Raw genomic sequence first — 25,896 nt, 5'->3', positions numbered from 1 at the left:
GAACCAACAATAATCAAAAAGGCTCCCGCCCATAGTGGACGGGAGCCTTTAACTATTCAGCCTTTTAGGTTAGTGGGCGATTGCTCACTTGCTGAGGTTGAACACCGGCTTGGCGTTGTTATCAATCTTCCAGCCGAGCTTGGCGAGGCCACGAGCCTCGGAAGCCTTGGTGTACAGGTGGGCCGGACCATTCGTGTTCGGGTTGTACACACGAAGAACCTTCTCAGTACCACCCTTAACGGTGTAGAACTTGATGGCTTCCTTGACCCAACCAGCGTTAACCAGAGCGTTAGCCTCAGCCTCGAAGACCAGCAGGTGCTCACCAGTGTTCGGGTTGTAAGCGCTCCAAACCGGAGTACCGAAGTTGGCATTGACAGTATCAGTGTCAGCCTTGGGAGTGCCGGGGTTGATGACGACCGTACGCTCACGCTTGGAGACAACCTTGTACGGGGCGCCTTCAGCCTTCCAACCGATGCGAACGAGAGCAGACTGCTCCGCGTAGTTATCGGTGAAGTAGTGGTCACCGTTGTTCGGGTTGTACACGCGGAACAGGGTGGTGTCAGCAACCTCGACCAGCTTGGACTGCAGGGCGTTGAGCTGCTTGAGGAGGGTCTCGTACTCAGCCTTGTTGATGCCGTTCTCGGTGGCCTTGGTCTTGGCCGGCAGGTACTGGGTCTTGTACGCGTTCACATACGTCTTGTAGGAATCAGCAGTGAACCAGCCGTTGTTCGACTTGACGTCAACCTTGCCCTCAACGTAAGCGAGGTGATCCTCGTAGGCATCCCAATCCACCTGATAGGAAGCGTACAGGCGGTTGGTCTTGTTCACGTTGTTGTCACCATCAGAGGTCACGTAGTGCAGCAGAGTATCCGCGTCGTTGTCCTTGGCGTCGAAGCCGAACTTGGTCTGGCCACTGATGCGAACGAGGTAGCCCTCGCCGTTAGAAGCAGACTCACCGGTGGTCTTGTTCACGTAACCGTTGCTGATGAAGCCCTCGCGAGCGGGGACTTCCGGCACGGTGAACTGGTCGTTGTTAGCGAACCACTTCTCAGTCGGCTTGTTCTCGCCGTAACCCGGGTAGAAGGAAACCTTCACCTTGGAAATGTTCCACTTCGCATACAGATCCTTCGGATAGGTGGCAGTCACCTGAGAAGCGAAGTTGTACTTCGCAGCATCCGCGTAGGACTGGCTGGTGTACCAACCGCCAAACGAGAACTCGAAGTTGGAAGTAGCAGAACGGGTCGGAGCAGTCGGGGCAGCCAGCGTGGTACCCTCAACAACCTTGACTGACTTGACAGTCTCGTCAGCACCAGCGGCATCCGCATAATGCAGGGTGACCGTGTAGAACTTGGAGGAAGAAGCCGGGTGCAGCACCACGGAAGCGTTCACCGCAGCAGACGGATCGAACGCGGTCTTATCGGAAGCAGTAGCCTTCCAAGAAGCAACCATACGATCGCCGGTAGCGTTGACGAACTCCGGAACGGTACCGTAATCGGAGAACTTCGCACCCTTCTTCACATCAATAGCAGCAGGAGCATCGGCATCAGCCTGGTTCCAACGCTCGCCCTTGAAATCAGTACGGTCGAACGTGACGGTCCAAGCAGCCTCGACCTTGGACTTGAACACAATGTTGTTCTCGTTCAGACGAGCGTAATCGGCAAGATCACCCTCGGAAGGATTGATGGTCTTGGTCTCGTCGGTCGCGATCCAGCCGTCAACCAGCTTGCTATCGCCCTGGTGATCGGTCGGAACCTGCCAAGCAGCAAGCTTATCGCCCTTAGCAACCTCAGTCTCAAACGGGTTGCCATCGTTCTTGTATTCCTCGACACCATCGAGGCCCTCACCAGTGAACGAGACGTTCCACACGTCAGCACTGTAGTGCTCGTAGTAGGTCACGTCAGAGGAGACCTTCGTGCCCGGCTTCACCTTGGTACCGTTACCAATGCCAGCAGCAGTGTACCAACCAGTTGCGGTAACAGCGGAATCTTCCGTCTTGCTCGGATTCAGCCACTCAGGCTTGACCTCGGTACCTTCTTGGACCGTCTTCGTGCCGTTCGCAGCCACGAACGTGACCTTCGGAGTAGTCGTGGCAGCGGAAGCCGTGAACGCGGTCACGCCCATGGTCGCGATCATCGCGACGGAAGCGAGGCCAGCGAGCGGCGCGCGCCAAACCTTAGCATTTCCTGTCATCTTCAGGAACCTTTCTTTTAGGGCTAGAAGACAACCAGGAGCAGTGCATGATGCAAACCGTTGGCGGATAAGGTCTCAACGATTGCAGGAATCAAGCGAATCGTGGCTCGAGACACGACCAGACACGACCGCGGATTCAAGATGAGCTGTCGGGTGGGAGGATGGACCTCGGTGGAGTAATCACAGTGGGGAGGGGAGAGTATCTATTGGTTGCTTGCGGGAGTTAGAACAAGGTGTAAGTTCATGTATGAAAAATATCTGGGGTTATTCATTCCCGATATCGAGAATGAATAACCCCAGATATTTAACTAGTATATTGCGGCAAGATCAGTATTGGAGCGTCTACCAATTTGCTCCGGAATGATCGACGCCGTATACTGCCTGCTCGTGCGTGAACTGGTTGTATTCAAGTTGTTCAATCAATTCATCGCGGGAGAAGGACATGTATTTAAGATATGATTGGGCTTTCTTTACGGCCTGCTCATTCCAGTTTGTTTTAGTCTGATTGACGCCGTATACGGCTTGTTCGTGAGTGAACTTGTTGTATTCAAGTTGTTCCACAAGCTCGTTATACGAGAAGGCACTGAAACTGAGATAAGATTTCGCCTTCTTTACAGCCTGTTCGTTCCAGTTGGCACCGCACCTGTCGACGGCCCATGTTGCATCCGCCGTCGAGAATTTGTTGTATTCAAGCTGCCCGATCAGCTCCTTGTAGGAGAAAGCAGAAAACGATAGATAGCTTTTTGCCTTTTTCAAGGCATTGATCTGCGACGTGGTGGCGCGCAAACCATACCAGCCCACGCTTTCGTTTCGCCAGCCCGAGCGAATCAGCGAATCACGTTCGGAAGCCGACGTGGTGTAATTGTGTGCACCGGCTCGCGCGTGCGGATTGTACTGGCGGTACAGCGGTACGGACTTCGAATCGTCGGAATACCAGCCGATGCCTTCGTATCGCCAGCCGGAACGCACCAAGCTGTCGCGCTCGCCGGCGTTCATCGTGTAATGATGATCGCCTGCGTTTGCATTGTACAGACGGTACACGGGCGTATTGGATTTGATCGGCGCGATCCATCCGATGCCCTCATAGCGCCAGCCTTGATAATCCAGATTATCTCGTTCTTTTTCTGAAGCCGTATAGAAATGCTCACCGGAATTGGGGTTGTACAGACGGTACATTTCCTGCGCGCCCTGACTTGCCGCAAACGCGGTTGAAGGAGTCGTGACGGCAATGCCTGCCGACAGCATTGCCGTGGTAATGCCTATGGCACAATACTTGCGAATTTTCTCCGATAATTTATTCATATCAACCTTCTTCATACTTGCTCGTCGAGATTCGCCGTAGAATCATCAACGCACATAATTGTACTGGAATTCGCGCTGCTTTGCAGCGCCGACGCGCGTTCGCTGTCGACGGCATTGGCGACTTCCTGCAAACGGTTGTCGAACATGAACCCGTACACGTCGAGCGTCAGACTGGCGGACGCGTGCCCCATCTGCTGCTGCAATGCCTTGATGTCCGCGCCGGCGCGGATCGCGATCGCCGCGTACGAATGCCGCAGCGTGTGTGGCGTCAGATGCGGCATATCCTGCAGATCCGCCTGTTTCACGGCCGGCCGCCAGATTCTCCGCCTCCAGTTGTGGTCGTTGATGTGCGCTCCGCGCGCGCCGCGAAACACGAACGCCGTGCCCGACTGGCCCTCGACCAGCTCGGCCAGTGCCGGAATCAGAAACTTCGGAATCGCAACCGTTCGCGGCCGTCCGGACTTCGGCGGCCCGATCTGTTGTCGTTTCGCGCTGTTCTTCCACGTTCGCCGTATGCGCGCGTGCCCGGTCTGCAAGTCCAGATCGTTCACCTGCAATGCGAACGTTTCGTTGATGCGCGTGCCGACGTAACTCTGGAATCGCACGATCAGCGCGTCGACCGGACGACCGACGCGTTCCGCCGCGGCGGCGAGCTGTTCGATCTGACCGATGTCCAGATACACGAGGTCCTGATGCTGCGGCCGCGGCACGGACGCGTCGCGTGCCGGATTGCGCAGCAGATACCGTTGCGCGATCGCATAATCGAACACGCCCGCGAACACGACCTTGACGATGCTTTTGATCGATCTGGGGGAGAGCGGTTTCACTGCGCGACCGGCCGGTCCTCCGGTCGGATAGCTGCCCGCGGCAAGATCGGCGATCCACTGCGCCACCGCGTCCTCGTCGATCGAACGCAACGATACGTCGCCCCATTTCGGATTCACGTAGAACCGCAGCTCGCACTCGTATTTTGCGCGCACGCCGTCGGTCAGATTGTTCTTCGATCGTAGCCACTGTTCGGCCACGTTGCGGAACAGTCGCAGCGACGCGCGTGGATCCACGTACTTGTCCTGACGGATATCGTCTTCGAGCGACGTGCGGAACGCCTCCGCATCAGCCCATTTGGCGAACGATTTGGACCGCTGCCGGCGTTCGCCGTCGGACGTCACGTACCAGCGGCACCGCCAACGTTTGCCGTTTCCGTATCGCGTGGTTCTCCAACGCTCGTCCACTTTCGCCTTGAACGGGTCGTGCGCGTTCGCCAGCGCACGTTTCGCCTCGGGCGTGGGCGGGGTTCCATGGTCGGTTTTCAACCAGAGATCGTCTATCCATACATTCGGCATATACCCTCCTTGGTCGCCGTATCGGTGCGTTTTCGCACACGATAGGGACACGATGACGCCAAGAGCTGTCCTCCGCAATCGGTGCAGAGTGTCGGTTCGGTGAGAGCGAGCAATGCCCTGATCAGTCCGATTGAGGCCTGGACGAGGCTACACTGAACCGTATGGTTGAAGGAGCTGAACCGTGCCATCGCCGTGCCTCGGCCAGTCGTATGTTCAGGACCCCGCAATGGCTGTTTTTGGTGCTTTCCGTTGCGGTTATGCTCTGTCTTGCCATCCTGACGCCGGTTGCCGCAGGCCCCGATGAACCTACGCACCTGTACCGGATGCAGCAGATCGGCGATGGGCAGTTGCTTTCCGAAACCGTTACGGAATCGTGGGATTCGCTCGACCGAACCATTGGGCATGCGTATACGGAGGATACGTCGGAGAAAACCCTGACCGATCAGGGTGGCTATATTGATTCCGGATTCAAGCAGTATGTATCCACCAATTATTGGAGGCTTCGCGTACAGGGCGACAAGCATTTCGCCTTTCCGTTTTGGGTCGATGAGCAACGCCCCGAAGATACGGTAAGCGGCCAAAAACAAGCCGCAGTATTCTCCAATACCGTTACCAATTCGCCATTCCTATATATGCCTCAAATAATCGGCTATAAAATCGCATCCGTTGCCACACGAAGCGTGCAATGGAGAGTTGTTGCGGCGCGAATCGGCGGCGTGCTGCTCTATTGCCTTGCGTGGTCTGCGGCTATTGCCATGACTCCCGTCGGTAAATGGTTGTTTGCTGCAGTTGGTTTATTGCCGAGTATCTTGGTGGTCAATTCCTGCGTGACGGCGGACACCATGACCATCGCGGTATGCGTGCTGTTCGTCGCTGCCGTGTTGAGATTGTCGCTATGCGACAAGCCTGCGACATGGCGTGAACTCATCTTCACCGGCGTGTTGGGAGTGCTGCTCGGATTCGTGAAAATGACGTATTTTCCTCTTATCGTGTTGTTGCTGCTGGTTCCGCTGCTGAACCGCAACATGCGCACGTGCCGGGTTGCTGCCGTGTGGGGAGTGTCAATGGCTGTGGGAGCGGCCTGTTTTCTACTATGGTATGCTGCGGTCGATTCCGTGAACAGCGGTCTTATGTTTGCGCGGGCCACGGATCCCGACGCGCAGAAGGCTTTCGTGCTGTCGCATCCTTGGCGCTATTGCAAGATGCTGCTGACGCTTGCCGCCGGAATGGACGTGCTGAACGTCAATTCCTACAATGCGGTCATGGATCAGTCCGTTCGGTGGCGCGCGAGCTGGCTGGCGGTGCTGCTGTTGCTTATCGCCGTGTGTACCGCCGTGCGGGATTTTGCCCGATACTCGTGGCGCAAGCGACTGTGCCTGTGCGGCGCGTGCATCGGCCTGTTCGTGATCTGTTCGGTGTTGGTGGCGACGGCCTTGTACATGTACTGGGATGTGCCGGGCAATGCGCTGATCAGCGGCGTGCAGGCACGGTACTTCCTGCCGATACTGGTGCCCCTGCTGCTTGCGATCGTGGCTTTGATCCCGCCGCCTCGGCAGCCGGAAGTGGATGAACGATACGAGTCGTCTGCACTGGCCGAATCTGGGGTTCCTGTGTTTACGGTTGCGCTGATCATATGGTTGGTGCTGATGATGGTGATGTTCTCCAATCTGATGCACTTTTACTACGGTCTGAGCCTGTTCATGGTATTCTGAGCGTCTTCCGTGCCGTGACTCCTAAGCCGCCCGGATGCCCCTACCTCCCGGTATCATGTGGGGCTATGGCTGAAGAAGTGTTTACTCCTCATAACATCATTGTGACCGGTGGCTGTGGGTTCATTGGTTCGAATTTCGTTCATTACGTGTACAACAATCATCCTGACGTGCACATCACCGTGCTGGATGCATTGACCTACGCGGGTAACCTCGAGAACATCAAGGCGATTCTTGGTGATCGTGTTGATTTCGTGCATGGCAACATTTGCGATGCGGAGCTGCTTGACAAGATCGTGCCCGGGCATGATGCGATCGTGCACTATGCGGCCGAATCGCACAACGACAACTCGATTGCCAACCCGGAGCCGTTCCTCAAGACCAACGTTGAGGGCACGTTCCGTCTGCTCGAGGCTTGCCGCAAGTACGATGTGCGCTACCATCACGTGAGTACCGATGAGGTGTACGGTGATCTCGCGTTGGATGATCCGGCGAAGTTCACTGAGGAGACCCCGTATCATCCGTCCTCGCCGTACAGCTCCACGAAGGCCAGCTCCGATCTGCTCGTGCGCGCCTGGCATCGCACGTTCGGTATTCGTGCGACGATTTCGAACTGTTCGAACAATTATGGTCCGTACCAGCATGTGGAGAAGTTCATTCCGCGTCAGATCACGAACATTCTGGATGGTTTGAAGCCGAAACTGTATGGTAACGGTTCGAATGTGCGTGATTGGATCCACACGGATGATCATTCTACTGGTGTGTGGACGATTCTGACGAAGGGTCGTATCGGCGAGACGTATCTGATTGGTGCGAATGGTGAGCGGAATAATCTGACCGTGCTGCGCGACATCCTGACCGTGATGGGCAAGGATCCTGATGATTTTGATTGGGTGAAGGATCGTCCGGGCCACGATCGTCGTTACGCGATCGACTCGACCAAGCTGCAGACCGAACTTGGTTGGAAGCCGGTGCATACTGATTTCCAGAAGGGTTTGGAGCAGACGATCGCCTGGTACACCGAGAACCGTGCGTGGTGGGAGCCGGCCAAGGCCGCGACCGAAGCCAAGTACAAGGCTCAGGGCCAGTGATCTTCGACTGAGGGAGAGAGTACGCGAAAGGTAGATCGTGGGTTCTCTCCCTCAATCATGCTGCGCGTGGCCGCGCTTGGTTGTTAGTGGCGGAGACGGTTGCCGTAGGAAAGCGGCAATGTATATCGATGAGCGACAAGGACGAAAAAGATATGGATTTTGAGAAGGAACTGAAGGTCACTAAGACGAATATTCCGGGATTGTTGGTGTTCGATCTGCCGGTGCATGGTGATAATCGTGGTTGGTTTAAGGAGAATTGGCAGCGTGCGAAGATGACTGCGTTGGGTTTGCCTGATTTCGGCCCGGTGCAGAACAACATCAGCTTCAACGCCACGAAGGGTGTGACGCGTGGTATTCACGCGGAGCCGTGGGACAAGTACATCAGCATTGCTGCTGGTTCGATTTTTGGTGCGTGGGTTGATTTGCGTCCGGGTGACACTTTCGGTCAGGTGTTTACGACGCGTTTGGACCCGTCGAAGGCGATTTATGTGCCGCGTGGTGTGGGTAATAGTTTCCAGGCGCTCGAAGACGGCACCGTGTACACGTATTTGGTGAACGCGCACTGGAGTCTCGAGCAGAAGAAGACGTACACGTTCGTGAACCTCGCGGACCCGGAGTTGAACATTCAGTGGCCGATTCCGTTGGAGGAATCCGAGCGTTCTGAGGCTGACCTGCACCACCCGATGCTCAAGGACGCTAAGCCGATGGCTCCGAAGCGCACGCTGGTGACCGGCTGCAACGGCCAGTTGGGCCACGCAATCCGCGCGTACGCGGAAGCACACAATCTGCAGGGCTTCGAATACACCGATATCGACGAATTCGACTTCTCTGATCCGGCCGCGTACGACAAGTATGATTGGAGCCTGTATGGCACGATCATCAACGCTGGCGCGTACACGGCTGTTGACAAGGCTGAAACTGCTGAAGGTCGCCCGATCGCATGGAAGGCGAACGCGCAGGGACCGGCCTTGTTGGCTCGCGTTGCCAAGGATCACCACATTACGCTCGTGCACGTCAGCTCCGACTACGTGTTTGACGGCACGGTCGAACAGCATACGGAGACCGAGAATTTCGCGCCGTTGGGTGTGTATGGTCAGACCAAGGCCGCCGGCGATATCGCCGTGGCAAACGCGCCCGAGCACTATATCCTGCGCTCCAGCTGGGTGATTGGCGAAGGTCACAACTTCGTTAAGACGATGATGATGCTCTCCAACCGTGTGGCGGACGAGAACGACGCATTAAACCAGGTGACCGTGGTCGACGATCAGTTTGGTCGTTTGACGTTCACGAAGGATATGGCTGAGACGATCTTCCACCTGCTCGACAGCCACGCGCCGTACGGTACCTACAACCTGACCGGTTCCGGTGCGGTGAAGAACTGGGCTCAGATCGCTGCTGCCGTGTTCAACAAGACAAACGGTAATGGGGATAAGGTTAAGCCGATCTCGACTGCTGAGTATTTCGCGAATGCGAAGAATCCGGTGTCCCCGCGTCCGGTCCACAGTGCGCTTGACTTGAGCAAGATCGAGCGGGCTGGTTATACGCCTGCTGATTGGGAGGAAAACCTCGCCGCGTATATCGACAGGGAGCTCGCCAAGTAAGCGAGTGTTGCCGCTGGTCGTGTTGTGGTTGGTGGCGTGTGTCGCAGCGCGAAACCGCATGGCGTGTGCCGTGCGGTTTCGTGTATTTGCTGGTGTGTGGTTATGCTGGTGGTTGTTCACGTAAGTGTTGTTCGTTTTGTCGCGGGAAGGCGGTGCTGCTGGTATGAAGGGTATTATTTTGGCGGGTGGTTCGGGTACGCGGTTGTATCCGTTGACGACGGTGACGTCGAAGCAGTTGCTGCCGGTGTATGACAAGCCGATGATTTATTACCCGTTGAGCGTGTTGATGATGGCGGGTATTCGTGACATTCTGATCATTTCGACGCCGAAGGATTTGCCGAATTTCGAGCGTTTGTTGGGTGACGGCTCGCAGTATGGTGTCACGTTCTCGTATAAGGTGCAGCCGAGCCCGGATGGTCTGGCTCAGGCGTTTTTGCTTGGTGAGGAGTTTATTGCGGGCGAGCCGTGTGCTTTGGTGTTGGGTGACAACATCTTCTACGGTAATGGTTTGGGGCGTACGTTGCGTAACGCGGTCGCGCAGGCGTCGCGTGGTGGTGCGACGGTGTTTGGCTATTATGTGGATGATCCGGAGCGTTACGGCGTGGTCGAGTTCGACGAGGATAACAAGGCCGTGAGTATTGTGGAGAAGCCGGAGCATCCGGCGAGTAATTATGCGGTGACGGGTTTGTACTTCTATGACGAGCGTGTGGTCGACTACGCGAAGCAAGTGAAGCCGTCGGCTCGTGGTGAGTTGGAGATCACGGATCTGAATCGCATGTATTTGGAGGACGGGTCCTTGAACGTTCAGACCCTGGGCCGGGGGTACGCGTGGCTGGACACGGGCACGATGGATAGTCTGTACGAGGCGGGCGAGTTCGTGCGCACGGTCCAGCGCGCGCAGGGCCTGCCGATCGCGGTGGCGGAGGAGATCGCGTTCGAGAATGGTTGGATCACGCGCGACGAGCTCATGGTCGCGGCGGACAAGTACGGTAAGAGCCCGTACGGCAAACACCTCAAAGACGTCGCCAACGGCAAGTTCATCGTCAAACCCCGCCGCGAAGACTGACAAAATCGGTGCCTTACCGGATGCGATACGAGTGCGACGTGACGGCTCCTCTGCCACGAGGAGCCGGGAACCATAAAGCCATGACGATCGACATCCGACAAGGTAATTGAACCGAATCCAAAGACGGACCACAAGACCGGTCAAGAACTGATACGCATGTGTTGAATGTGTGAACCCGCAGGGAATATCAGCTTGAGTTGGTAGGATATACGGGTTTATCGTGCAATGAGGAGTTGTGCCTGTGAATAACATTATGGAGATCTTCACGCGGAAGAACCGCCTGCTGCTCAAGGCCATGGTCAGCACCGACTTCAAGCTCCGCTACCAGCAGTCGGCCCTCGGCTACCTGTGGTCGATTCTGAAACCGCTCATGCTGTTCACCATCATGTACATGGTGTTCGTGCGGTTCCTCAAGTTCGGCGCGGACGTGCCGCACTTCTCTGTCGGCCTGCTGCTCGGCATCATCATGTGGAACTTCTTCAACGAAGCCACGACCGGCGGCATGCTGTCGGTCGTCAATCACGGCGACCTCATGCGCAAGATCAGCTTCTCCCGCTACGCGGTGACGCTGTCCGCCGTCGCCAGCGCGCTCATCAACTTCGGCATCAACTTCGTCGTCGTGCTCATCTTCTCGCTCATCAACGGCGTGCACCTGCGCTGGGAGGCGTTCCTGATGGTGCCGATCTTCCTCGAGCTGGCGATCCTGTCCACCGGCGTAGCGTTCTTCCTCGGCGCGCTGTTCGTCGACTTCCGCGACCTCAACCCGATCTGGGAGGTCGTCATGCAGGCCGGCTTCTACGCCACCCCGATCATCTACCCGATCTCGCTGGTCACCACGCGGGCCGGAGCGAACGTGTCCAAGCTCATGTACCTCAACCCGGTGGCGCAGATCATCCAGGACGCGCGCCACGTGCTCATCGCGCCGGAAAACCCGACGATCTGGCAGGCCTACGGGCATCATTGGGTCGGTCTGGTGCCGGTAGCGCTGTGCGTGCTGATCTTCATCGGCGGTCTGCACTTCTTCACCATCAAAGCCAAGAACTTCGCCGAACTGGTGTGACGGAAAGGAGCAACAGCCATCATGCCGAACAACACTCTGCCTGACAACGTCGCCCTGCGCGTCACCGACGTCACCAAGGACTTCCGACTGCCCACCGAACGCACGAGCACGCTCAAAAGCGCCCTGTTCAGCCTCGTGCGCGGCACCACCGGCTACAAGATGCAGCACGTGCTCAAAGGCATCTCCTTTGAGGTCAACAAGGGCGACTTCTTCGGCATCGTCGGCAAGAACGGTTCCGGCAAGTCCACGCTGCTGAAGATCATCTCCCAGATCTACACCCCGAACTCCGGCAGCGTGCAGGTCAACGGCAAGCTCGTGCCGTTCATCGAACTTGGCGTCGGCTTCAATCCCGAGCTCACCGGCCGCGAGAACATCTACCTGAACGGCGCGATGCTCGGCTTCAGCCACGAGGAAATCGACGCTATGTACGACGATATCGTCTCCTTCGCCGAACTCGAGGACTTCATGGAGCAGAAGCTCAAGAACTACTCGTCCGGCATGCAGGTGCGCCTCGCGTTCTCCGTGGCCATCAAGTCGAAGGGCGACATCCTCGTGCTCGATGAGGTGCTCGCCGTCGGCGACGAGGCGTTCCAGAAGAAGTGCCAGGACTACTTCTTCGAAGCCAAGCGCGAGAAGAAGACCATCATCCTCGTCACCCATTCCATGGGCGACGTGCGCAAGTACTGCAACAAGGCCATGCTCATCCAAGACGGCAAGATCACCAAGATGGGCAAGCCCGACGAGGTCGCCAACGCATACTCGAACATGTTCCTCGAAAAGCAGCAGCAGGCCGTCGTCGAAGACAACAAGAAGGTCGAGCTCGAGACCGGCAACGGCATCAAGTTCGACTCCATCAACGTCACCATCGACGGCAAGGAGCAGCAGCTCATCGACATCAACGAGGACTTCGTCGTCACCGCGAACATCGAATGCGAGCGCGACATCAAGGACGGCGTCTTCGCGATCAACCTGATCGACCAGGAGGGCCGCGTTTCGGTCGCCACGTCCACGAAGGTCAAGGACGAGCACATGACGTTCTCCAAGGGCAGGCATCAGGTGCGCTTCGAGATCGAGAACGTGCTGCCGTACGGCGACTATCACATCAACATCGCCGCCGCATCCGGCTACGAGCTGCTGCTCAAGCAGGAGAACGTGTACAAGTTCGGCGTGAAGAAGGACCGGTTCTACAATCAGGTGCTCACCCACCCGCATGTGAACATCACCGTGGACTGAGCAGGTCGGCGGCAGACGGGAGATACCGATGGGATCGTTGACTCGAGAGCGGGGCTCGTTCGCCGCGCGGCGCGTCCTGATCACGCAGAGCGTGCTGGCGAACATCGGCGGCAGCGAAGTGCAGGCGGTTGAACTGGCGCGCTTCTTCCGCAGCCAGGGTGCGGACGTGACGCTGTTCGCGTGGCAGGCCGACGATCCCATGCGCTCGATCGTCGGGTCCGAGGGATTCCGCGTGGTGCTGCGGTCCGATCCCGCCGCCGATGGTCTGCACGTCGCTGATTTCGACGTGATCTGGGTGCAGCACGAGGTGCTGCCCGAGTCGGTGATCCGTGATCTTGGCCGAAGCGCCGGTGGAGCCGATGCGTCGGCCACGGCGGGGGAGCGATCGCGATGCCGTTTCGTGTTCTCGCACATGTCTCCGTTCCGCGAGCTGTACATGGAGTTTCCGTACCTGCGCGGCTTGGAGCCGGCGGTTGCATCGATGAGCGTGTTCAATTCGGCGGAGACGATGGAGTCGCAGTCCGCGTTTTTGCCGCCGGACGACGATCGCGTGATGGTGTATCCGAATCCCGCGCCGTCTGAATACGCCGACCATGATCCGGCCGATGCCGACGGTGGTGAGACGCGCGACGACGGCCATGCCGGCCCCCGTCGCGTTCTTGTCGTGTCGAACCATGCTCCCGGCGAAGTGGTCGCCGCGGCGGACGAACTGGCCGCGCGCGGTTGCCGGGTCGACTATCTGCGTGAGGTCGCCGGCATCGAGGGCGGTTCGCGCATCACGTCGGTCGATCTGCTGTCGCGCTACGACTGCGTGATCACGATCGGCAAAACCGTGCAGTACTGTCTGGTCGCGGGCATTCCGGTATACGTGTACGACCATTTCGGCGGTCCGGGCTATCTGAACGACGACAATCTCGAAACCGCGGATCATTACAACTTCTCCGGCCGTATGAAACCGTATTCGCGCTATCTGACCGAGGCCCGCAACCAGGCCGCCGGCGTGCGCGTCGTGGACGCGGCCGTATTGGCCGACGATATCGCCAACGGCTACGATCGGGCCTGTGCATGGCAGCGTGCGCATCGCGCCGACTTCGTGAACCGGTACGGCATCGTGCCGGTGATGGACCGCCTGTTCGCGCGCATCGAAACCGAGGCGTACGAGCGGCCTGCCCTGACAGCCGACATGGTCGAGTATCTGGCCCAGGCGCAGCGCACCTACGCCGACTTCACCGTTGAACGGCGGGAGAACGTCAAACCCGACCGGGACTTCTACGCGCAGCACGTGCAGGTCTTTTCGTCGGATGACGGGGTATTCCACGCGAGCGGGCTCACGCAATCCCTGCCGCTCACCAGGCAGGTCTCGTTCGAGATCGGCCCCGACAGCGCCGGCCATATCCGCATCGACTACGGCGAACGCCCCTGCACGGTCAGCGGCTTTGCGATCGAAGGCGTCGACCGTGCGCTGTGCCGGGTCGAATCGAATGCGTTCCATGAGACGGATGACGAGTACGTGTTCCTTTCCGGTGACCCGCAGATTCTGCTGACGCTGCCGCCGGGACGGACGGGAACTGTGACCGTGCACGCCACGGTGCTGAGCATGACCTCATCAGGGCAGATCGTGGACCGTATGCTCGATCGGCTGCGCCAACGGGACGCCAGGCAGGCAGAGGATCGGGCGTTACTGCAGAGCCGGCTGGCCGAAGCCGAACGGCACGCCGAGCTTGCCGAACGGCACATACGCGACATTGAGGAATCGAAATGGTGGAAGCTCGGAGAGCGGCTGCGCGCCGCGATTCGCAGCGTCAAGAAGAGTAAGTAGGAGTAGGTATGTACGTCATTCTGGACAACTACAGCTACCGCGCCGAAGTGGAAAGCTGCGCCACAGATTTCCGCACGGAGGCAGACGGTGCGCGCACCGAGGAATGGGTGCTGCGCGGCTGGTCCCTGGACCTGGTGCGCAAACAGGCGCTTGAAATCGTGCTGCCCGAGGGTACGAACGGCACGATCACGCCGCTGCCAAGGCAGGACGTGGCACGACAGTTCGACTTCGACGACGAGAACGGCATCGGCTTCGAACTGCACGTGCCGAAAACGGACACGACGTTCGACATCATCTTCCGCGAATCCGCGGGCGACGTGACGCAGACGCTCGACCTGACGGCCATCAGCGATTCCTTCGAACGTCAGAAGAAGGAAGACGCCGAACGTCGTCTCATCCGCATCGCCGCGCAGCTGCTCACTGCCGAAGGCTGGCGCAAGGCCGCGCAGAAAATCAACGACCGCATCCACCCGCCCGTCGACTATTACAGCCAGTGGATCAAGGACAACGAACGCGGCACCGCGGCCCAAGCCGCCGCCGAACAGCGCGACTTCACCGTCAAACCGCTCGTGTCCATCGTCGTGCCCGTGTACAACGTCGAAGAACGCTGGCTGCGCCGGTTCGTTGAATCCGTGCAGCAGCAGTGGTACTCCAACTGGGAACTGTGCATCGCCGACGACCATTCCAGCGCCGCGCATGTGCGTCCGGTGCTCGAAGAGCTGGCCGCCGCCGACAAGCGCATCAAAGTCACGTTCCGCACCGAAAACGGGCGCATCTCCGAAGCAACCAATTCGGCTATCGCACTGGCGACCGGCGATCTCATCGGCTTCATGGACAACGACGACGAACTCGCCCCGCAGGCCCTGCACGAGATCGTCAAGGAACTCAACCGCCACCCGGAAACCGACTTCTTCTACACCGACGAGGACAAGATCTCCGAAGAAGGCCAACGCTTCGACCCGTTCTTCAAGCCCGACTGGTCTCCGCACCTACTGCTCGGCCACAACTACATCACCCACTTCACCGTGGTCTCCCACGAGCTGCTCGACAAGGTCGGCCCCTTGCGCTCCGAATTCAACGGCAGCCAGGACTACGACTTCGTGCTTCGCGCCACCGAACAGGCCAGGCGCGTCGCGCACATCCCGCAGATGCTCTACCATTGGCGCACCATCGCCACGTCGGTGGCCGGTAATCCGCGCAGCAAAATGTACGCGTACGAGGCCGGCCGCCGTGCGCTCGAAGCCGCGTACGAGCGCCGCGGCATCACCGCCAAGGTGACCATGCTCGACAATCTCGGCACGTACAAAAGCGACTTCGCGCACGCCGACTCGCCCCGCGTCGGCATCATCATGGCCGGCTATTCGGCCGACGGCGCCGAACGCGTCAAGCGCACCACCGACTATCCGCAGTGCGACTTCATCAACGCGTCCACAACCGACGTGACGGCGTACCTCAAGCAGAGCAACGCCGAATACGTCGTGTTCCTCAACGGCATCCAGCCGGACAATGGCAGCTGGTTGAAGGAAATGCTCAACTTCTTCGCCGACCCGACCATCGGCGTCGTGACCGGCAAGGTCGTCACGCCGCAGCAGCGCATCGTCAACGTGGGCGTCACGCTGCGCGCGCTGCGCTCCGGCGACCCGTTCGAGGCCCGCGGCGACCTCGACACCGGCATCGGCTACTACTTCCGCACCGTGCTGCCGCGCGACGTTTTCTCCGCCACCGAAGACTGCCTCGCCACGCGCGCCGCCGACTTCCTCGAACTCGGCGGATTCGACCGGTCCCTGGCCGGCGGGTTGCGCGGCATCGACTACTGCGTGCGACTGCGCGCCGCCAACGGTCGCACCGCGCTGTTCGATCCGTATGCGCTGTTCCGCGACTCGCACAAGCAGCCACTCGACATCGCGCAGCATGACATTCGCGACTACTGCTCCGCGCACAAGCAGCTCGCCGATCCGTTCGCGGCCGCATACTACCCGCCGAGCAAACACGACGACGAGAACGCCGCCCCCGCGTCCGGCATCACGTATTCGATCGACGAACTGACCCGCGAACACGGCGACGGCGAAGACACGCTGACCGTGCGCGGCTGGGCGGCCGACCTCAACAGCAACGACGAAGTCGGCGTCGCCGTGCGGGTCAACGGCAAGGACATCGACGCGGACATCATCCGTTCGGTGCGCTTCGACGTCAGCCACATGCTCATGATCCCCGAAAAAACGCAGGTCGGCTTCGACATTACCTGCACCGTCAAGCCGGGTGACAAGCCAGAACTTGCGCTGGACGCCTCCGCGGACAGCAAGACGATTCCGCTCGACGACAGCGTGAAAGTGGCTCAGGTCAAGAAACGCTCTCCGATCTACAAGCTGGCCCGCGCCGCCTTCCGCGCCGCTCGCGACCGCAAGGCCATCCTGCAGCTCGTACGCGACCGCTACATCCGCCCGCAGCAGGAACGCAAAGCCTACCTTGATCACATCGCGGCGACCGAGAACTACGACGAAACCGCAGTGCGCGCCGACATCAACGGATTCACGCACAAGCCGCTGCTGTCCATCGTCGTGCCCGTGTACAACGTCGAACCGCAGTGGCTCAAGCGCTGCGTCGAATCCGTGCAGCAGCAGTACTACACCAACTGGGAGCTGTGCCTGGCCGACGACTGCTCCACCGACCAGCGCGTGCGCCCGTTGCTCAAGCAGCTTGCCGAAGCCGATCCGCGCATCAAGGTCACGTTCCGCGAGAAGAACGGCCACATTTCGCGCGCGACCAATTCGGCGCTGGAAATCGCGACCGGCGACTACGTGGTGCTCATGGACAACGATGACGAATTGCCGCCGTTCGCCCTGTACGAGGTCGCCAAATGCGTCAACGAGCATCCCGACGTGGACCTCATCTACTCCGACGAGGACAAGATCGACGATCATGGCCACCGCAGCGATCCGACGTACAAGCCGGACTGGTCGCCCGACCTGCTGATGAGCACCAACTACATCAGCCACTTGGGCGTGTACCGGCGTTCCATCGTCGAGGAGATCGGCGGATTCCGACCCGGCTACGAGGGTGCGCAGGATTATGATCTCGTGCTGCGCTTCACTGAGAAAACCGACAAGACGCGTATTCGGCACATCGCCAAGGTGCTGTACCACTGGCGCATGCTGGCCACGTCCACCGCATCCGACCCGCATTCCAAGAACTACGCGTTCGTCGCAGGTCGCAAGGCGCTCGAATCGGCGTTGGAACGTCGCGGCATCGCCGGCAAGGTCGTCACGTCCGAACTCAACGGCATCTACGACGTCGACTACGACATCGCCGAGCCGGCGCTCGTGTCCGTGATCATCCCGACCAAGAACGGCTACGACAACATCGAACGCTGCGTCACGTCCATCCTCGACAAGACCACGTATCCGAACTACGAGATCGTCATCGCGGACAACGGCAGCACCAACCCGAAGATGTTCGATCTGTACGAGCAGCTCAAGCGCAGGGCCGGCGAAGCGCATCCGATCCGCGTCGAAAGCATCGACATTCCGTTCAACTTCTCTCGCATCAACAATCTGGCGGCCAAGAAGGCGAACGGCAAGTACCTGCTGTTCCTGAACGACGACACGAAGGTGATCGCGCCCGATTGGATGAGCGTCATGGTGAGCCTGTGCCAGTTCGACCGCGTCGGCATGGTCGGCGCGAAGCTGAGCTATCCGAACAACCGCATCCAGCACGCCGGCGTGGTACTCGGCCTCGGCGGCGTGGCGGGCCACGTACTCGTCGGCACTCCGCGCAACTGGATCGGACGATACGGCCGACTCATGGAAAACGCGAACTACTACGCGGTCACTGCGGCCTGCTGCATGATCAAGGCGGACGATTTTTGGGCCGTGAACGGCTTCGACGAGTCGTTCGACGTGGCATACAACGACGTCGACCTGTGCATTCGAGTGCACGACCTGCTCGGCAAGGACAACGTGCTTGCGCATCAGGCCGAACTGTACCATTTCGAATCCGTCACGCGCGGCTACGACGTGAAGGACCAGAAGAAGGCTGAGCGCCTCGAACGCGAATCCCAGAAAATGCGCGACAAGTACGCGGCGATCATCGACAACGACCCGTACTACAACCCGAACCTGACACGGGTTGGGGGCGACATGGGCATTCGCAAGGCCTGACGGCTTGACGGACAAAACCGGCAGGTAAAAACGGGAAACGGGCCGTGACGACGCAGTACTGGATCGCTGCGTCGTCACGGCCCGTTGCATATTTGCGTATGCCGTTGCTTAGCGCATGTTCTTGACCTTGAGATCATACACGTGCTTTTCGGCAAGTCGGATGCAATAGCGGGCCGCGCATGCGAAGCGCTGAGCCGGGGAGAGCTCGGCGATAAGCTCGCGCACGCGGCGGGCATCGCCCTCGCAGATCCGGCGGGCCTCCGGCTCGTCCGCGCCCGACGCATGTGCAGCCTCGCCCAGCTGCTCGACCATCGTGTAGTAGCTGCGGGCCGGAGTGACGCCCGCGGCGAGCGCGAGGCGGAAGTTCACGATGCCGGCCTCCACGTTGTCGTGGTAGAACGCGGCGCTGCGCTCGCGGTGCGTGACCGAACCGGCGGACTGCAGCCAGAAATACAGTGTCGCGTCGATGTCGGCGACCTTGCCCATGCGCTCGTAGAGCCTGCCGGCCACCATCACGTCCTGCGCGTACATGCCTTCGGGGAAGCGCACGCCGTCCCACAGTTCGCGCCGGTACAGGCGGCACCAGTTCGCCTCGTTGAAGTAGCGCGCTTCGGTGCGTCGGCCGAGCCGGTCGCCGAGCAGGCGCAGGGTCTTGCAGAACACGGTCTGGTAGGCGCGCAGCGGGTCGCGGAACACGGTGATCGTGCTCGGATCGTCCGCGCCGCGCCGCGCTTCGGCGGTTACGTCGTTGAGCTGGGAGACACCGAACTGGCGCCATCGTGCCTTGCTCATGTCCGCGCCGGTCGATTCGATCGCGTGCAGCAGCAGTTCGATGTTGCGCCGGTCGAGGATGTCGTCGTTGTCAGCGAATGCGACGTACGCGCCGCGGGCCGCGTCCAGGCCGGCGTTCTGCGCTTTGGCGATGCCGCCGTTCGTCTGGTGGATGACGGTGACACGCGGGTCTCGCGCCGCATAGTCGTCGCAGATCGTGGGGGAGCGGTCGGTCGCGCCGTCGTCGACGAGGATCACGTCGAGATTCGCGTGGCTTTGGCCGAGGATCGAATCCACGCAGTACGGCAGGTAGCGTTCCGCGTTGTACACCGGCACGATGACGGACACGAGAGGGGACGGCTGCGCTGGCATGGGACTTCCTTCGGACTTTTCTGTTGTGCGGTTTGGTGTGGACTCTTTCAGCATAGCTTCTGCACCGCCTACTACGATGGGAGCGTTACGAAAGAGGGGCGACATGACGGCTTACATGGATCACAAGGATTTGGCGAACGAGACGATCGACGCGGCACGCGCGCAGGAGATCACGGACGGCGTGCATCGCGTGATGGACGAGGTTGCTCAGGCCGAGTCTGCCGCCGGACGCGCGGCCGGATCCGTGAAGCTGCTTGCGGCGACCAAGACGCGCGACGTCGGCGAAATCATGGCCGCGATCGACGCGGGCATTCGCATGATCGGCGAGAACCGGCCGCAGGAGGTCGCCGTCAAGGCCGCCGGGCTGACGCGGCTGTGCGCGGAACGCGGGTTCGCGCTCGGCGCGGCGGAAGCCGGTCCGTCCGTCGCGAACTCCGCGAACGCTACGACCGCCGCGACCGCCGCGAACAATACCGCGGCAACGTCGGCCGCGCCGACCGCAACTGCCGCGTCTGCGCACATCCCGTTCCATCTCATCGGCCAGCTGCAAAGCAACAAAATCGGCAAGGTCCTGCCCGTCGTCGACACGATCGAATCCGTCGACTCGATCGACGAGGCCGAAAAAATCTCCCGTCGGGCAGTCGCGCGCGGCATCACCGTCGGCGTGCTGCTCGAAGTCAACGAATCGGGCGAAGCGTCGAAATCCGGCTGCGATCCGGCGCATGCGATCCTGCTCGCGCAGCGCATCGGCACGCTCGCCGGACTCGAACTGCAGGGACTCATGACGATCGGCGCGCACGTCGACGACGAGACGACGATCCGCCGCTGCTTCGCGCACCTGCGCAAGACGCGCGACCAGATCCTCGACGCGGGCGCGCCCGGCACCGAGCATTGTGCCGAACTGTCGATGGGCATGACGCATGATCTTGCGCTCGCCATCGCGGAAGGCGCGACGATCGTGCGCGTCGGCACCGGCGTGTTCGGCGAACGCGCGTTCATCTGACGCATCCGTTGTGCTCGGCGGTCGCGTCGGTGCCGTTGATGACGGACGCGGCGGTCGCACGGATGACTGTGCAGCTGTGATCGTGCAGTCGTGACCGTGCGGCTGTGACTGGATGGCTGCGACTGAGCGGCTGCGACTGCGCGGCCGTGATCGTGCGAACGTTGCCGTGCGCACGGCGGACGCTCGCGTTACGACTACACTGTGGGGTATGAGAATTGCACGATTTTCGCTCAAGGGCACTCCCCGCTACGCGTTCGTCCAGAACGACCCGACCGATCACAAGGACTATCTGATCGAGCTCAACGGCTATCCGCTCGGCGCGGGCGCCGTCGAACCGACCGGCAACCGCTACGCGCTGGACGCCGACGGCGTGCGTCTGCTCGCGCCCGTGCTGCCGTCCAAGGTGTTCGGTCTGGCCAAGAACTACGAGGCGCACGCCCAGTTCATGCACGAGGCCGGCCATTCCGAGATCGCCCACGCGCCGGAGGACATGGTGATCTTCACCAAGCCGTCCACGTCGGTGATCGGCCCGGACGATCCGATCGTCATCCCGCCGTGCAGCCACGACATGAACTTCGAGCCGGAAGTGGCCGTGGTCATGGGCCGCATCGCCAAGAACGTGCCGGTCGAAAAGGCCATGGACTACGTGCTCGGCTTCACGTGCGTTAACGACGTGACGCTGCGCGATCTGCAGGGCATGGATCCGATGTGGACGCGCGCGAAGGGCTTCGACACGTCCTGCCCGCTCGGCCCGTGGATCGTCGCGCGTGACGACCTCAACTGGCGCGACGCGAAGATCTCGTTCACGCTCAACGGCGAGGACGTGCCGCTGGCGAGCGGTACGACCGCGAACCTGATCCACGGCATCCCCGAGCAGATCGCCGCGATTTCCAGCTTCTCCACGCTGCTGCCGGGCGACGTGATCCTCACCGGCACGCCGAACGCGTCCGGCACGCTGCGTCCCGGCGACGAGCCGATCGTCCACGTCGAAGGCATCGGCGACCTGCGCAATGTGGTCGTGCAGGGATGATCGCTTTGCAACTGCAGTGAGACTGAGGGGTAGTCGGAAGGGCAAGCATATAACCTTCCGACTACCCCTCAGTCATGCCTGCGCATGACAGCTCCCCTGACAAGGGGAGCCAAGTGCATGAGAAACTTACGCCACGGGCAGCAGCGCGTGCAGCACGGTCATGACGATCAGGCTGAGTACGGCCGTGACGGTGAGCGAGAACCCGGCGAGTTTCGCGTTGCCGGTGAGCGAGTCGGTGAACTTGGTCGAGAAGATCGTGATCGGCGCGAACGAACCGAGCACGATGATCTCGCGGATCCGCTCGTCGAACGGCAGCAACGTCCACGCGGCGACCGCGATGACCACTCCGAACACGGCTCGCCACGCGATCACCTTCGCCAGTTCGACCTTGTCCTTGCGATTGTCTGGCACTTCCATCATGAGTCCGATCATCGCCATCGTGCAGAACGCGTTCGCGTTGGCGAATGGCGTGATGAGAGTGACGATCGGCTGCGGGATCGTGATGTGCAGGAACATGAACACGAGCATCAGCATGTAGATGTCGAAGCTGATCGAGCTCAGAAAGTCGCGCGCGATGTTGCGCAGACGCAGGATCATTGGCAGGGACCTGAAGCTGTCGTCCATGCCGAGCAGCGTGCGTGTGATCGTCAGCGAGCCGGCCGTGGCGACGGTCGCGTTGCCGATGTCGAGCATGATGATCGGCAGGCCGGCCGACGCGCCCATGAACGTCTGGACGACCGGCAGGCAGAACGCGCCGAGGTTGAGCCCGGACGCGTTGAGCATTTGGAACGCGCGGTAGTTGCGTTCGTCGCCGCGCGAGCCGAAGTAGACGATGAACAGCGGGATCGCGCAGGCAAAGAAGCCGAACAGCACGATCCACAGCATTTTCATGTCGTGCTTGTTGGTGGCGAACGACAGGATGATCGCGCACGGCAGGGTCAGGTTGAAGACGAGTCCCTGCGCCACCTTGTAGTCGCGGTCGCCGAAGACGTGCAGATGTTTGAGCGCGTACGCGCCGATGATGACGAGCAGCAGCGAGCCGGCTTGGAAAATCATGTTCTTCTCGGGGTTTCTCTTGGTTTCGCTCTTGGTTGCGGCGGGATTACCGGATGCCGGTTGCGGTTCCGGGGTCTCGCGTTCGCCTTCCGGTGTGCCAGTCTAGGCGCGTCCGTGTTACCGCTTGTCGGCGGGTCTTGCTGGGTGGCCTTGCTGATAGCCGTTTTGTGAACGGTTTCCAAACTTGAGTGGATTGGACTCAAGTTTTGGGAATAGAATGGGTTGCGGAACGGTTGAGCGTATCAGACAACGAACGTATGACCCGTGATCGTGCGGTCGCGGACGCTGCCGGCTCGCCCGATGTCATGGGTGGGACGACGGTCCGTCCGGCTGGCGCGGTCGCGGATTGAAGACTTATTGGGAGGTTGATATGGAACAGAAGTTCACCACCATGGCCCAGCAGGTGATCGGCGACGCGATCCAGAGCGCGTCGGCCGCGGGCAACGCGCAGGTCGAGACCCTGCACGTCATGGACGCGCTCCTGCGTCAGGAGAACGGCGTCATTCAGGGACTCATTCAGGCCGCGGGCGGCAACCCGCAGGCCATCGGCGCGGCCGTGCGCAACGCGCTCGTCGCGCTGCCGAGCGCAAGCGGCTCCACCACGTCGCAGCCGCAGGCCAGCCGCCAGCTGACCGCCGCGCTCGCGCAGGCCGAGAAGGAGATGCAGGCGATGGGCGACGAATACGTCTCCACCGAGCACCTGCTCATCGGCATCGCAGCAAGCGCGCCGAACCAGTCGGCCGACATCCTCCGCCAGAACGGCGTGACCCCGGAGGTCCTGCGCAAAGCCGTCCCCGGCATCCGCGGCGGCGCGAAGGTCACCAGCCCGGACGCGGAAGGCTCGTACAAGGCGCTCGAGAAGTATTCGACCGATCTGACCGCCGCCGCGAAGGAAGGCAAGCTCGACCCGGTGATCGGCCGTGATCAGGAGATCCGCCGCGTCATCCAGATTCTTTCTCGTCGTACCAAGAACAACCCGGTGCTGATCGGCGAGCCGGGCGTCGGCAAGACCGCCGTCGTCGAGGGCCTCGCGCAGCGCATCGTCGCCGGCGATGTACCGACCACGTTGCAGAACAAGAAGCTGATCTCCCTCGACCTTGGGTCGATGGTGGCCGGCTCCAAGTACCGTGGCGAGTTCGAGGAACGTCTGAAGGCCGTCCTCAACGAGATCAAGAGCGCGAATGGCGAGATCATCACGTTTATCGACGAGATTCACACGATCGTCGGTGCGGGTGCTGCCGAAGGTTCGATGGACGCCGGCAATATGTTGAAGCCGATGCTGGCCCGCGGCGAGCTGCGTCTGATCGGCGCGACCACTCTCGACGAATACCGCGAGAACATTGAAAAGGACCCGGCGCTTGAACGTCGTTTCCAGCAGGTGTACGTCGGCGAGCCGAGTGTCGAGGACACGATCGCGATCCTGCGTGGCCTTAAGCAGCGTTACGAGGCGCACCACAAGGTGACGATCGGCGACGACGCGCTGGTCGCGGCCGCGACGCTGTCCAACCGGTACATTTCCGGCCGTCAGCTGCCTGACAAGGCCATCGATCTGGTCGACGAGGCGGCTGCGCATCTGCGTATGGAGCTCGACTCCTCGCCTGAGGAGATCGATGAACTCCAGCGTAAGGTGACGCGCTACGAGATGGAGGAGATGCAGCTCAAGAAGGCCGAGGATCCGGCAAGCAAGGAGCGTCTCGAGAAGCTGCAGGCCGAGATGGCCGACGCGCGCGAGAAGCTCGCCGGTTTGAAGGCCCGCTGGGATGCGGAGAAGGCCGGCCACAACAAGGTCGGCGACCTGCGCGCCCAGATGGACGCGCTGCGCGTGAAGGCCGACAAGTTCACCCGCGAGGGCAACTTGGCCGAAGCGAGCCGTATCCTGTACGGCGAGATTCCGGCGATCCAGAAGCAGCTCGACGCGGCCGAGAAGGCTGACGCCGAAGACACTGCAAACGGCAACGGTAACAAGCCTGAACCGATGGTCCCGGACCATGTCGACGCCGATTCGGTGGCCGGCATCGTCTCCGAATGGACCGGCATCCCCGTCGGCCGCCTCATGCAGGGCGAAAACGAGAAGCTCCTGCACATGGAGGAGTACCTCGGCAAGCGCGTGATCGGCCAGAAGGAAGCCATTCAGGCCGTCTCTGACGCGGTGCGCCGCTCGCGTGCCGGCATCTCCGACCCGAACCGTCCGACCGGCTCGTTCCTGTTCCTCGGCCCCACTGGCGTGGGCAAGACTGAGCTTGCGAAGGCATTGGCCGACTTCCTGTTCGACGACGAGAAGGCCATGGTGCGCATCGATATGAGCGAGTACATGGAGAAGGCCTCCGTGTCGCGTCTGATCGGCGCCGCGCCGGGCTACGTCGGCTACGAGGAGGGCGGCCAGCTCACCGAGGCCGTGCGTCGTCGCCCGTACTCGGTGGTGCTGTTCGACGAGGTCGAGAAGGCCAATCCGGAAGTGTTCGACGTGTTGCTGCAGGTGCTTGACGACGGCCGTCTGACCGACGGTCAGGGCCGGACCGTGGACTTCAAGAACACGATCCTCATCATGACCTCCAACTTGGGCTCGCAGTTCCTCGTCAATCAGGACATGGACGCGGAAGCCAAGAAGAAGGCCGTGATGGACGCGGTGCACATGAACTTCAAGCCGGAGTTCCTGAACCGCCTCGACGAGATCGTCATGTTCCATCCGCTCACCCGCGAGGAGCTGGGCGGCATCGTGAACATCCAGGTCGCGCAGGTCGCGTCCCGCCTCACCGACCGCCGTATCCGTCTCGACGTCACGGACGCGGCGCGTGAATGGCTTGCCGACACCGGCTACGATCCGGCGTACGGCGCGCGTCCGCTGCGTCGTCTGGTGCAGACCGAGGTCGGCGACCAGCTGGCCCGCATGCTGCTGTCCGGCAAGGTGCACGACGGCGACACGGTGCTCGTTGACCAGACCGGCGGCGACCACCTCGAGCTCAACGCCATGCCGACCGACCCGGACGACGACGGTTCGGTTCACGTCGAGGACGTGAAGGCTGACTGATCGGTGCGGATCGCGGAATGACGCGCTGACATGACAAAAAGCCCGAAGGGGAATATCCCCTCCGG

General features: G+C 60.6%; 16 protein-coding genes. 11 read left to right on the top strand and 5 right to left on the bottom strand.

Annotation, left to right across the window (positions count from 1 at the left end):
- Positions 1-84: 84 nt before the first annotated feature.
- From BBIA_RS09845 to BBIA_RS13465, 3 genes are all read right to left on the bottom strand, one after another.
- Positions 85-2,190 carry an InlB B-repeat-containing protein gene (locus BBIA_RS09845; protein ID WP_033494473.1) on the bottom strand — a complete coding sequence of 702 codons (2,106 nt, stop codon included), beginning with the start codon at positions 2,188-2,190 and terminating at the stop codon, positions 85-87.
- A 342-nt stretch (positions 2,191-2,532) separates the two neighbouring features.
- On the bottom strand, positions 2,533-3,507 hold the full coding sequence (locus BBIA_RS14600) for an Ltp family lipoprotein (RefSeq protein ID WP_152600578.1): 975 nt from the start codon (positions 3,505-3,507) through the stop codon (positions 2,533-2,535).
- Positions 3,504-4,835 carry a tyrosine-type recombinase/integrase gene (locus BBIA_RS13465; RefSeq protein WP_051923959.1) on the bottom strand — a complete coding sequence of 444 codons (1,332 nt, stop codon included), beginning with the start codon at positions 4,833-4,835 and terminating at the stop codon, positions 3,504-3,506. The genes BBIA_RS14600 and BBIA_RS13465 overlap by 4 nt, the downstream gene beginning before the upstream one ends.
- Positions 4,836-4,996: 161 nt before the next feature.
- Between BBIA_RS13465 and BBIA_RS09830 the strand changes: the two genes are divergently transcribed.
- The 8 genes from BBIA_RS09830 to BBIA_RS13900 all read left to right on the top strand — a co-directional run bounded on the left by BBIA_RS09830 (position 4,997) and on the right by BBIA_RS13900 (position 18,571).
- Entirely contained in the window at positions 4,997-6,547 is a 1,551-nt protein-coding gene (locus BBIA_RS09830; protein ID WP_081892248.1) for a DUF2142 domain-containing protein, read from the top strand.
- 65 nt (positions 6,548-6,612) lie between these two features.
- Complete coding sequence (gene rfbB, locus BBIA_RS09825) at positions 6,613-7,635, top strand: dTDP-glucose 4,6-dehydratase (RefSeq protein ID WP_033494471.1); 1,023 nt, start codon at positions 6,613-6,615, stop codon at positions 7,633-7,635.
- Positions 7,636-7,787: 152 nt separating this feature from the next.
- Positions 7,788-9,236, top strand: a complete 1,449-nt coding sequence (locus tag BBIA_RS09820; protein ID WP_033494499.1) for a sugar nucleotide-binding protein — start codon at positions 7,788-7,790, stop codon at positions 9,234-9,236.
- Between the two features lie 163 nt (positions 9,237-9,399).
- Positions 9,400-10,302 (top strand): glucose-1-phosphate thymidylyltransferase RfbA, encoded by a 903-nt coding sequence (gene rfbA, locus BBIA_RS09815; protein WP_033494470.1) that lies wholly within the window; start codon positions 9,400-9,402, stop codon positions 10,300-10,302.
- A gap of 241 nt (positions 10,303-10,543) precedes the next feature.
- On the top strand, positions 10,544-11,362 hold the full coding sequence (locus BBIA_RS09810; RefSeq protein WP_238548490.1) for an ABC transporter permease: 819 nt from the start codon (positions 10,544-10,546) through the stop codon (positions 11,360-11,362).
- A gap of 21 nt (positions 11,363-11,383) precedes the next feature.
- Positions 11,384-12,595: an ABC transporter ATP-binding protein gene (locus BBIA_RS09805; protein ID WP_033494468.1), complete on the top strand. Its 1,212-nt coding sequence runs from the start codon at positions 11,384-11,386 to the stop codon at positions 12,593-12,595.
- Between the two features lie 28 nt (positions 12,596-12,623).
- Positions 12,624-14,414: a glycosyltransferase family protein gene (locus BBIA_RS09800; protein ID WP_033494467.1), complete on the top strand. Its 1,791-nt coding sequence runs from the start codon at positions 12,624-12,626 to the stop codon at positions 14,412-14,414.
- 8 nt (positions 14,415-14,422) lie between these two features.
- Entirely contained in the window at positions 14,423-18,571 is a 4,149-nt protein-coding gene (locus BBIA_RS13900) for a glycosyltransferase (RefSeq protein WP_081892246.1), read from the top strand.
- 108 nt (positions 18,572-18,679) lie between these two features.
- On the opposite strand, the gene BBIA_RS09790 is transcribed toward BBIA_RS13900, so the two are convergent.
- Positions 18,680-19,714: a glycosyltransferase family 2 protein gene (locus BBIA_RS09790; RefSeq protein WP_033494466.1), complete on the bottom strand. Its 1,035-nt coding sequence runs from the start codon at positions 19,712-19,714 to the stop codon at positions 18,680-18,682.
- A gap of 103 nt (positions 19,715-19,817) precedes the next feature.
- Here BBIA_RS09790 and BBIA_RS09785 point away from each other — a divergent pair, with 103 nt between their 5' ends.
- Positions 19,818-20,717 (top strand): YggS family pyridoxal phosphate-dependent enzyme, encoded by a 900-nt coding sequence (locus BBIA_RS09785; RefSeq protein ID WP_033494465.1) that lies wholly within the window; start codon positions 19,818-19,820, stop codon positions 20,715-20,717.
- Positions 20,718-20,925: 208 nt separating this feature from the next.
- The gene (locus BBIA_RS09780; RefSeq protein ID WP_033494464.1) at positions 20,926-21,747 is read left to right on the top strand and encodes a fumarylacetoacetate hydrolase family protein; all 822 of its coding nucleotides are present in this window, start codon (positions 20,926-20,928) and stop codon (positions 21,745-21,747) included.
- A gap of 126 nt (positions 21,748-21,873) precedes the next feature.
- Here the strand turns inward: BBIA_RS09780 and BBIA_RS09775 are convergent, their stop codons facing one another.
- Positions 21,874-22,803 carry an AEC family transporter gene (locus tag BBIA_RS09775; RefSeq protein WP_033494463.1) on the bottom strand — a complete coding sequence of 310 codons (930 nt, stop codon included), beginning with the start codon at positions 22,801-22,803 and terminating at the stop codon, positions 21,874-21,876.
- A gap of 370 nt (positions 22,804-23,173) precedes the next feature.
- Between BBIA_RS09775 and clpB the strand changes: the two genes are divergently transcribed.
- Positions 23,174-25,831, top strand: coding sequence for an ATP-dependent chaperone ClpB (clpB, locus tag BBIA_RS09770; protein WP_033494462.1), 2,658 nt, complete (start codon positions 23,174-23,176; stop codon positions 25,829-25,831).
- Positions 25,832-25,896 lie beyond the last annotated feature (65 nt).

The organism is Bifidobacterium biavatii DSM 23969, assembly GCF_000741165.1.
GTDB classification, from domain to species: Bacteria; Actinomycetota; Actinomycetes; order Actinomycetales; family Bifidobacteriaceae; genus Bifidobacterium; species Bifidobacterium biavatii.
This window is presented reverse-complemented; position numbering and strand designations above follow the sequence as displayed.

What these genes read in the sequence shown, in the direction of transcription:
- BBIA_RS09845 (WP_033494473.1), bottom strand. Translation starts at nt 2,190, where the DNA reads ATGACAGGAAATGCTAAGGTTTGGCGCGCGCCGCTCGCTGGCCTCGCT.
- BBIA_RS14600 (WP_152600578.1), bottom strand. Translation starts at nt 3,507, where the DNA reads ATGAAGAAGGTTGATATGAATAAATTATCGGAGAAAATTCGCAAGTAT.
- BBIA_RS13465 (WP_051923959.1), bottom strand. Translation starts at nt 4,835, where the DNA reads ATGCCGAATGTATGGATAGACGATCTCTGGTTGAAAACCGACCATGGA.
- BBIA_RS09830 (WP_081892248.1), top strand. Translation starts at nt 4,997, where the DNA reads ATGGTTGAAGGAGCTGAACCGTGCCATCGCCGTGCCTCGGCCAGTCGT.
- rfbB (WP_033494471.1), top strand. Translation starts at nt 6,613, where the DNA reads ATGGCTGAAGAAGTGTTTACTCCTCATAACATCATTGTGACCGGTGGC.
- BBIA_RS09820 (WP_033494499.1), top strand. Translation starts at nt 7,788, where the DNA reads ATGGATTTTGAGAAGGAACTGAAGGTCACTAAGACGAATATTCCGGGA.
- rfbA (WP_033494470.1), top strand. Translation starts at nt 9,400, where the DNA reads ATGAAGGGTATTATTTTGGCGGGTGGTTCGGGTACGCGGTTGTATCCG.
- BBIA_RS09805 (WP_033494468.1), top strand. Translation starts at nt 11,384, where the DNA reads ATGCCGAACAACACTCTGCCTGACAACGTCGCCCTGCGCGTCACCGAC.
- BBIA_RS09800 (WP_033494467.1), top strand. Translation starts at nt 12,624, where the DNA reads ATGGGATCGTTGACTCGAGAGCGGGGCTCGTTCGCCGCGCGGCGCGTC.
- BBIA_RS13900 (WP_081892246.1), top strand. Translation starts at nt 14,423, where the DNA reads ATGTACGTCATTCTGGACAACTACAGCTACCGCGCCGAAGTGGAAAGC.
- BBIA_RS09790 (WP_033494466.1), bottom strand. Translation starts at nt 19,714, where the DNA reads ATGCCAGCGCAGCCGTCCCCTCTCGTGTCCGTCATCGTGCCGGTGTAC.
- BBIA_RS09785 (WP_033494465.1), top strand. Translation starts at nt 19,818, where the DNA reads ATGACGGCTTACATGGATCACAAGGATTTGGCGAACGAGACGATCGAC.
- BBIA_RS09780 (WP_033494464.1), top strand. Translation starts at nt 20,926, where the DNA reads ATGAGAATTGCACGATTTTCGCTCAAGGGCACTCCCCGCTACGCGTTC.
- BBIA_RS09775 (WP_033494463.1), bottom strand. Translation starts at nt 22,803, where the DNA reads ATGATTTTCCAAGCCGGCTCGCTGCTGCTCGTCATCATCGGCGCGTAC.
- clpB (WP_033494462.1), top strand. Translation starts at nt 23,174, where the DNA reads ATGGAACAGAAGTTCACCACCATGGCCCAGCAGGTGATCGGCGACGCG.